The sequence below is a fragment of the Chitinophaga pinensis genome (assembly GCF_007896845.1).
In the GTDB taxonomy this organism is placed as follows: Bacteria; Bacteroidota; Bacteroidia; order Chitinophagales; family Chitinophagaceae; genus Chitinophaga; species Chitinophaga pinensis_C.
Window position 1 is genome coordinate 1 of sequence record NZ_VOHS01000095.1, and the last position, 8632, is coordinate 8632.

At 44.3% G+C, this 8632-nt stretch carries 12 protein-coding genes and 1 pseudogene; 7 read left to right on the forward strand and 6 right to left on the reverse strand.

The genetic code is table 11. The features are described 5' to 3' along the window. Positions 1-625: hypothetical protein (locus FEF09_RS30290; RefSeq protein ID WP_146308630.1), on the reverse strand; the 625-nt coding region annotated here is incomplete at its 3' end. 93 nt (positions 626-718) lie between these two features. After that, positions 719-1009: a hypothetical protein gene (locus FEF09_RS30295; protein WP_146308632.1), complete on the reverse strand. Its 291-nt coding sequence runs from the start codon at positions 1007-1009 to the stop codon at positions 719-721. Positions 1010-2286: 1277 nt separating this feature from the next. Between FEF09_RS30295 and FEF09_RS34465 the strand changes: the two are divergent. From FEF09_RS34465 to FEF09_RS32610, 5 genes and pseudogenes are all read left to right on the forward strand, one after another. After that, positions 2287-2421, forward strand: a pseudogene (locus FEF09_RS34465) (hypothetical protein); the annotation flags it as partial. 24 nt (positions 2422-2445) lie between these two features. Beyond that, the gene (locus FEF09_RS34470; RefSeq protein ID WP_261387984.1) at positions 2446-2619 is read left to right on the forward strand and encodes a hypothetical protein; all 174 of its coding nucleotides are present in this window, start codon (positions 2446-2448) and stop codon (positions 2617-2619) included. Positions 2620-3198: 579 nt separating this feature from the next. Then, complete coding sequence (locus tag FEF09_RS32600; RefSeq protein WP_222597318.1) at positions 3199-3414, forward strand: hypothetical protein; 216 nt, start codon at positions 3199-3201, stop codon at positions 3412-3414. A 63-nt stretch (positions 3415-3477) separates the two neighbouring features. Beyond that, complete coding sequence (locus FEF09_RS32605) at positions 3478-3699, forward strand: hypothetical protein (RefSeq protein WP_222597319.1); 222 nt, start codon at positions 3478-3480, stop codon at positions 3697-3699. 408 nt (positions 3700-4107) lie between these two features. Next, positions 4108-4443, forward strand: a complete 336-nt coding sequence (locus FEF09_RS32610; RefSeq protein ID WP_222597320.1) for a hypothetical protein — start codon at positions 4108-4110, stop codon at positions 4441-4443. A 757-nt stretch (positions 4444-5200) separates the two neighbouring features. On the opposite strand, the gene FEF09_RS30305 is transcribed toward FEF09_RS32610, so the two are convergent. The 4 genes from FEF09_RS30305 to FEF09_RS30320 all read right to left on the reverse strand — a co-directional run bounded on the left by FEF09_RS30305 (position 5201) and on the right by FEF09_RS30320 (position 7018). Continuing rightward, positions 5201-5638, reverse strand: coding sequence for a right-handed parallel beta-helix repeat-containing protein (locus FEF09_RS30305; protein ID WP_146308634.1), 438 nt, complete (start codon positions 5636-5638; stop codon positions 5201-5203). Between the two features lie 36 nt (positions 5639-5674). Then, entirely contained in the window at positions 5675-5902 is a 228-nt protein-coding gene (locus FEF09_RS30310) for a hypothetical protein (protein ID WP_146308636.1), read from the reverse strand. Positions 5903-6053: 151 nt separating this feature from the next. Continuing rightward, a complete protein-coding gene (locus tag FEF09_RS30315) occupies positions 6054-6389 on the reverse strand; it encodes a hypothetical protein (RefSeq protein ID WP_146308638.1) in 336 nt (111 codons plus the stop codon). A 26-nt stretch (positions 6390-6415) separates the two neighbouring features. Then, on the reverse strand, positions 6416-7018 hold the full coding sequence (locus FEF09_RS30320; protein WP_146308640.1) for a hypothetical protein: 603 nt from the start codon (positions 7016-7018) through the stop codon (positions 6416-6418). Between the two features lie 495 nt (positions 7019-7513). Between FEF09_RS30320 and FEF09_RS34475 the strand changes: the two genes are divergently transcribed. Both FEF09_RS34475 and FEF09_RS34480 read left to right on the forward strand, forming a co-directional pair. Continuing rightward, on the forward strand, positions 7514-7792 hold the full coding sequence (locus tag FEF09_RS34475) for a PKD domain-containing protein (protein WP_261387985.1): 279 nt from the start codon (positions 7514-7516) through the stop codon (positions 7790-7792). Positions 7793-7838: 46 nt separating this feature from the next. After that, positions 7839-8105: a PKD domain-containing protein gene (locus FEF09_RS34480; RefSeq protein WP_261387986.1), complete on the forward strand. Its 267-nt coding sequence runs from the start codon at positions 7839-7841 to the stop codon at positions 8103-8105. The last annotated feature ends 527 nt before the right edge of the window (positions 8106-8632 follow it).

The window sequence follows — 8632 nt, forward strand, 5'->3', positions numbered from 1 at the left end:
ATTGATCAAATTCACCGTCAGTGGTACCCTTGATCAGGTTATCCAGATAAGTCTTCTGTTGGCTGCTTTCATGTGTCCGCGCAGAAAGATTCAGACTGTTCATGGAGGCCGAACTGATACCTCCGTCGAAGATACCTCCCGACTTAAAATCGTGCAGTCCCTGTTGCTGAAAATTGATCATACCACGTAGTGTAATGACCAGCCATCGCCAACGGAAGAGGGCACTTCGTTTACCTTTAAGCCATTTTATGGTAGCGGAGTGTGACAGGCAAAGCAAAGGAACCAATACGCAGATCTGCCAGCGGGATGCTGATATCGGCAATGCCTGTACTTTCTGAGGCGGGTATGCGATTGCAACGATCGACGGCAATGGCGTCTGAGACCGGGGATCTGCTGTGGAAGCGTATTCTTTTTCTGGCGGGCCTGAGTAGAAAGGGCGGTTAGCAGTAACAGTGATAATAAGGTGATAAAACCGGGTAAGCGGCCTTTTCCGGCAGGGATTGATACAGCAACATGTAGTGGAGTTATTTAGGTGATAGCAATGAGGTTTATTTGAGTAGCCGAAGCGGATCTTCAGGGGTTCTGAGAAAGGGGCTTGTTGTCTTGCGAGGAAATCATACAGCACAGTAATATTGCCTTCAGTTTAGGGCTTGCCTTATAGGTATATTTCATGCCCAGCAAAGCACTTCTTTGCAGCCATTCCAGTTCCTGAGTTGCGCTATATGGGAAAAGGCGGCGTAGTGGTCATTTCCATACCACCATTCAGGGAAAATGCGTTTTTGATCCGGTAGTCAATAAAGGACCTGATGCCGGCTCCTTTATTGGAGATAGCGATCCTGTCGAGGGAGCCTAAGCCGAGTTTATATGCCAGTCCGATACCGACACTCCCCTTTTCCGTAAACTTATATGCGGCTGCAAGGCGATGTCTCCATAGTCGGATACCAATTGCTAGCCCTTTGGAACTGTATATTCCCCGAATTCCATTCTTGAAGGAATCTCTTAGTCTCATCGGATTGGGCTTAAAACCGGGCATTTCATCCTTACTATTGAGCAGGGGAAATTTCTCCTAAAAGTATTAAACTCATCCCTTGCCTGATTGACCTGTTCCGTGATAACTTGTCTGGCACCCGGATCATCCCGATACGCTGTTGTACCAGCTGTTCTACCTGACGACGGGTTTGTAGTCCATCGAGGGGCCTGTTCTGCATTCAGACTACCATTCGCGTTAAAGAGGCCTGCCAGCACGGAGTGTTTAGTGAAAAATGCCCTGAAAGCGTCGGATTTCCGTAGCAGTTCCATGGCCTTTGCTCCAGCTTACTCTATCCTGTAAGATGCTGGTATATCCCGTACTGTTCCCGGTAATAATAGGCTTGTTTACCTAAGCGTTGCAGGTCTTTGGTGAACATTGTGTATTGCGCCAGCTGGTTCTTTAATGCGCGTTGTCGTTCCTGAATATAGGTACTGATCTGCTCTGATTGTCCGATGGCGCCTTGTAGCTGACCCTACCTTTTCCTGTAAATCAGCGGAAGCAGGCAGAAATCCGGCGGCTACCTGTAAGGTATCGAGATAACTGTTATACTGATGTCCGATCTTTGCCTTTGCGGTAATATTGGCGGCGGACAAGGTTTTGAGCCGTTGCAGACTATCAATAGACCGGTCGAAAATACGATGAGCAGCGCGGGATCGGACTTATTAAGTTTAGCCCGCATAAGTTGCTCACGGCTGATCAGCCAATGTAAAGACTTTTGGGTCCTTTTACGGATGAGGGAATTGACTTTTGCTGTCTTCTCCTCTAGTTGTGCGTAGTATCGACGTGGCATGATACTATCCTGTGCAAAGGAAGGGACTGCTATTAATAAAACAGCGGGGTTAAAAATTTTTCATAAAACGTGGTTCGTCTGATAATAGGTTTTGGTGCTAAAACGTAATGCGCTACAGTGTACTGCCTGAAAACTGATGACCGATGATTATCTGAGATATTTTTGTTAACACAGGAAAGGTAAATAAAGTTCAAATATTTTTGAGGGCGACAGATAAAGGGGATAAGAAAAAAGTATAAATATTCAATTTTAACATAACATATGCAACCTGTATGCTAAATTGTGGCAGCCAACGAACATATACCTACAAAACAGACCTATTATTAGCAGAAAAAAATTGCTGTACTGGCTTTATTCTTTTCCACGATAAGTAGTCTGCAAGCCCTTGCCCAACATAAGATACGATTAGCGGTATTGTACGTGATAAAGCACGGGAGAAACCTTAATCGGTGCATCTGTATATATTCTGTCACAGTCAAGGTATAACAGCAGCAGCAATAACTATGGATTCTATGCGATTATTGTTCCGGAAGGGACGCATCGTTTAATTGTCAGTTACACAGGCTATAAGCCGGATACAATTCCTGTTTCATTAACCAAAGACCTTAGCCGGAATGTTTCGCTTATGCCTGTCAGAGGACAACTATCAGAAGTAGTTATCACATCGGAAAGCGCGCATAATACGCTTGCCAAAGCGCAGATGGGATTACAGAAACTCAGCACGGCAGAGATGGCGAATGTGCCGGTATTCCTTGGTGAAAAAGACATTATAAGACGATACAGCTGTTGCCGGGTATAAAGTCCGCAGGTGAAGGAAGCGGTGGCTTTTATGTACGCGGTGGTAATATCGATGAGAACCTGTTATTGCTGGACGATGCACCTGTTTACAATGCAACCATTTACTAGGCTTCTTTTCAACGTTTAATTCTGACGCGATCAAAGACCTCACGCTGTATAAAGGTGCAATGCCTGCGGAATATGGCGGACGTCTTCTTCTGTTGTTGACATCAGAACCAAAGATGGTAACAATCACGTTTCCATGGCAGCGCGGTCTGGGGGTTATTGCCTCCCATCTGAATCTCGAAGACCAATTGTAAAAGATAAAGGCTCTTTTATGGTCAGCGCCCTCGTACCTATGCGGATCTTTTCCTGAACTCTCTACAAACAAAGATGTAAAGAAGTCGAACCTTTACTTTTACGATATCAATGCAAAGGCGAATTATAATCTGAATGATCATAACAGGATCTTTGTTTCTATTATAATGGAAAGGACAACCTGAAATTAGCAGATCAGCTGGCGTTATATTATGGCAATACAACCGGTACATTCAGATGGAACCACAACTTCAACAGTCAGCTATTCTCCAATACAACGCTGTTGTACAGCGACTACAATCATAACATTGAGGTAGCCGACAATTCCAGCAATACGAAGATCATTTCGAAGATCAGGGATTTTTCATTGAAAGAAGATCTGCAATATGTGATGTCGGGCAATGATAAATTGAACTTCGGATTTACCACTACTCATCATAATCTGAATCCCGGCATTATTGACGCAAGCGCGTCCGCCAATTATAATTCAAAACATTAGATAAGAAATATGCGCTTGAGATGCTGCCTATGTGAGTCATGAAAAAACATGGGTAAATGGAGTATGAATTATGGACTGCGGCTCTCTGTATTTAATGTGTTTGGTCCGGGCAATTTCTCTACGTACAATACGGCGGGAGATATTACCGATTCGACGAGTTATGCTTCGGGACAACTGGTAAAGACTTACGTCAATCTGGAGCCACGTGCAGCAGCCAGCTTCCAGCTTGACTCAAGCAGTTCACTAAAATTTGCTTATGCCCGGAATACCAGCATGTGCATCTGATCAGCAATTCCGCTTCTACCAGTCCGACAGACCTTTGGATACTGAGTAGTCCGAATGTAAAACCGGAATAGCAGACCAACTCTCCTTTGGATATTATCGTCATCTACGTGAGGGCCGGTATGAACTCTCAGCTGAAATTTATTACAAACACCTGCAAAACCAATTGACTTTAAGGATGGTGCGGCATTGTCTGTCAACAATAATTTGAGTCGCAACTATTATATGGGAAAGGCAGGGCTATGGCTGGAGCTCTTCGCAAAGAAGAAGGCCGGCGTCTGACAGGATGATCAGTATACCCTATCCCGCCAGAAAGGCAGGTAGACGCGATCAATCAGGGATACTGGTATCCGGCGCATCAGGATCAGCACATAATCTTGCTATTGTGTCGATTTATCAGCTGAGTAAAAAGTGGCGCTTTCCGCCAATTGGGTGTACAATACCGGTAATGCGGTAACTTATCCGAGTGGAAAATACGAAATCAACGGACAGACCGTTTCCTGTATACAGAGCGAAATGGTTACCGGATGCCGGCTTATCATCGTTAGATGTAGGCGTCACTATAGATGGAGAAAGGGAAAAGGCTGGAACAGCAACTGGAATTTCTCCGTGTATAATGCTTATGGTAAAGAAAATCCATACATCATAGAATTTAAAAATGATCCGGCAAATCCGACACGTACTATTGCGCAGCAAACAGCGCTTTTCCGTTGGGTACCTTCTATCACCTATAATTTCTCATTTTAGTATGAAGACAATACTGATAGCGACGCTGATAATCACAATGCTGGCTGGTTGTACTAAAACATTGATGTACAGCTCAGATCAGCTCCTTCCCGGATCGTTATTCAGGAAAACATCACAAATGGAGGAGGTCCGCATTATATAAGGATTAACCGGACGGTGTCATTCGACGCTGAGAATACTATCCGCCGGTTTCTAACGCGATCGTTTATGTACTGGACAGTACCGACAACACCTTACACCGGTTCCTGGAAACTGTCGATAAGGGTATTATGCATCCACCTCGCTGATTGGCCATATTGGCCATACTTACAAGCTGTTTGTCGGTGTCGATGAGACTGAATATACTGCCAGTTCGACGATGCCTGCTTATGTACCCATGAAAGGCATTTCATTCACGCAGACAAAGATATTAGAGGAAACCAGAAATCTGCCGCAGGTGAATTTCAGGATCCTCCCGATGTGGCGAATTATTACTTTTTTACATTGCTTGTAAATGTGCCTTATAAGGCGTTTTATGCGCTGAGTGACAGGCTGAGTGACGGGAATTTTGTCAGACACCAGCTGTACATGGATAGTGCCTATATACAGAAAGAAGACATTGTACAGGTTGTGATGGCAAGTGTGGACAGGAATATTTACAATTATTTCAATGTACTGCAGTCAAATGGGGTACTTCGACAGCGACACCATCCAATCCACCTTCTAATATATCGAATGGCGCTTTAGGGTATTTTGGAGCGTCAGTGTAGATGTGAAGTCAATACAGTTTTGAGGCTACAACGATTATACGGGAAATATAACTATCGTTAGACATCATTGCCCGGAGCTGATAGCTCCGGGCAATGATGTTTTGGTTTTTCTGTCGGAGTATATTGCCAGACACGGATACATCGGAGCAATCAACAAATTTCAATACACTATCGATGGATGCTGCATTGTAGACAGTATTACCTGTGATCTTTATATGGCTGGTACTCTTTGCTTCCAGTAATCGTGCACTGTGTAACCAGAAATAGTTACCACGTACTTTTATGTTGCTATGCACAGCGGTATTACCATTGACTGTATTCTCAGGATGAATACTGATGATGGGTTCTCCGCAATGATAAAACCTGTTTTTACTGATGGTCACATCTTTCACCATACCTGATTCAAACCAGCCTGAAGCATCGTTATTGATAAAGATGCCACTCATACGGTATTTTCAAAGCGGTTGTTTTCAATGAGTATTTTACGTCTGGTCGTAGTCAGCACACACGGTAGGAATTCTGTTGATAGTAGTATGGTGTATCCAGACTTCCGGCGTGGCTGTTACATTTTCTACGGCATCTCCGGTTTTCACACCGGAAGGAACAGGTCTGGCCAGTGTAAGTATGAACTCCTTATCGTTGATCCTTTCTACCTGCTGTACCTGATTATCTGCGATGGCCAACAGACTTTCCTTATTAATGAGAGCCACAGCATCCTGTGCAGCGAAAGCGTCAAAACCAAATGTCTGTCCGTGGCGAATTTTACCTTTAGCTTATTATCCTGTTGTATTTCAGTAATCTGCAGATGAATACCGTGTACATTGATAGCGTCATCATTCGCAGCAGAAAGGTATGAATTGGCTACTTCGATCTTACCGCTACAACCTGCAAATGGAGGATATCAGCCCATGCCGCGCAGGTACGATCGGACTTGTCATCAGGTCTTACCACCACCTTGTTCATCCTGACGTTCTCACAGTACTGACTTACTACGCCCATACCGTGCATGAAATACAGTCTGATATTATCGAGCTGAATATTTTTACTGTATTGCATAAAAAAGGCGGCACAATCCCGTGTGACATCCCGGTTTTGGTAAATAAGGCCCTTTTTAAAGCCAATATCCCTCTTAAAATAAATACGGATGGCGTTCCCCTTCAATTGTACAAAACGGAGCGCCTGCATCGGCATATCCATGCGGGACAGGTCATTAGTCAGCGGGTTTAATACCTGCCAATAACCATCCGGCTGATATTGCCAGCCATCTCCGATCCATGTAATAAGGCTGTCGCTGATGCTATACTTTGAGTCGGATGAATCAAAGCATCTGCGTATCCTTCTCCCACGCCGGTAATCTGCCATTCAGAGACTGTCGGGCGATTGTAGTCAAAGCTCAGTCCGGAGATGTTTATATGATCACAATGATTGACGAACGTCTCAATCATCTTTCCATGGAGGATCACTTTAGCGCCTGTTCCTTCTACCTGTACATAACGGCAGCTATCAAAGAACAAGGCGATGGACTTCTGTTCGTATGGCCTGTCATTGGTATTTGTAATATGCAATTGTCTTTTCTCCACGTGATCACTGTAGAAGTGATAGTTCCCCGGAGCGAACCTGATCTTTACGGGAGACTGCTCTGTACCACTGGCCCTGATCAGCATAGACTGATCAAACGCCCCGGCCTCGAGGATTTCTACTGTTGTGCCGGCATCCAGTGTTTTTAAGCGCTTGAAAGTCTTCCATGCCTGTGTTTTTGTAGTACCGGTGTGCTGGTCATTGCCGGTATTGGATTGATATAATACCCGCTGGCAATAGCTGCTCAAATTAAACAGCAGAGCAATAATGACGATCAGTTTTTCATACGGACCGCTAAGTTAAGTATTCTGCTTATATGTCCTGATTACTTTATGTATCCCACCTGCATCCGGATCCTTTCCGGTATAAATACCTGTCTGCATGCATGCTCATTAAGTTTTCCTGACACTTTATGATTACACAACAGGAACATCTGCCGGAAGTATCAGAGATATCTTTGATACTTCCTTTTTTTGTATCCTTTTGACAATGGCTCTCAGGTCAAAACCAAACTTTCTTTATCAAAATGCAAAAAAATTATGATTAGGACATCTAACAATCAATTAGCATATAATATTTAGACTATTTCTTTAACGCACATATTCAATCAACTGTTTCGTAAAACATGCGCGCCCCTTAGCTCACCTGCACAAGACCACTTATAACTCACTCCTCATATGTAACACTTGCGTGCTATAACCGGGATATGGAATTTCGTTAATTTCATATCCGAACCATATACTATGTCCTTCAAAACCATGACCATGTCAGGCAATGCCCTCGCATTTGCGCTGCTTTGGAGTGCTATGTCCTTAACCATTTCTGCCCATGCTCAACTAAAGGCGGATTTCACTCCGGGTAAAACAAGTGATTGTGAGAGCCTGATAACAACGTTTACTGATAAGTCCACCGGCAATCCCATTTCCTGGCAATGGGACTTCGGCAATGGCTTTACCTCAAACGAGCAACGACCCAGCGCTGCCTATACCTCTCCGGGTATATATAAGTATTGCTTACCGTGAGAGATGCCGCAGGCAATACCAGCAATATTACAAAGACAGTCACGGTATGGGAGAAACCCAAACCGGATTTACGGCCAGTCCCCCCAGCTGTATGCCACTGGAAGTAAAGTTTACGGATAAATCCGATCCTGTAGATGGTACTATCACCACGTATACCTGGGATTTTGGAGATGGAGCATTGGCAACGGCCGTAATCCTGTGCATGTATATAATAATGCCTTATCTCCTACTATTACGCTCACCATTACCAATAGCAATGGTTGTACTGCTTCCAAACGGATCAGTAAGATTGTTGACGTATCAGCCGCATTAAAAGCGGATTTTAAGTATCTGATAAATTCTGTGTACAGCACCTGCTGACCATCGACAATACCAGCACAGGTCCGGGTAACCTGACTTATAAATGGGATTTCGGAGATGGTGCTACCGCTACGGCAAAGATCCGGGTACACATCAATACATGAAAAAGGGTGTGTACAAGATCAAATTAACGGTCAGCAGTGACAAGGGATGTATTGACACCAAAATATCTGAAGCCATTAATGTAGCCAATTTCAAATCAGATTTTCAGTGCCTGCCAAAGTTTGTGAGAACAGTACAGCCCGCTGAATGCGGGTAACCTGCCAGTGGCAGATAATGTAAGCTGGACAGTTGATAAGGGCAGCATCACCGGCAATGGTGCCACAGCTCTTTATACACCCGCTGGCACAGTACCATAAGGTGACATGACAGCTAATATGGTAAATGTAAAGAGACGGTGACCAAAGAGATGGTGGTGATAGCCGCACCACAACCTGCATTTACAACGGAGATCAACCAATCTGTGACGCGCCTGTTCCG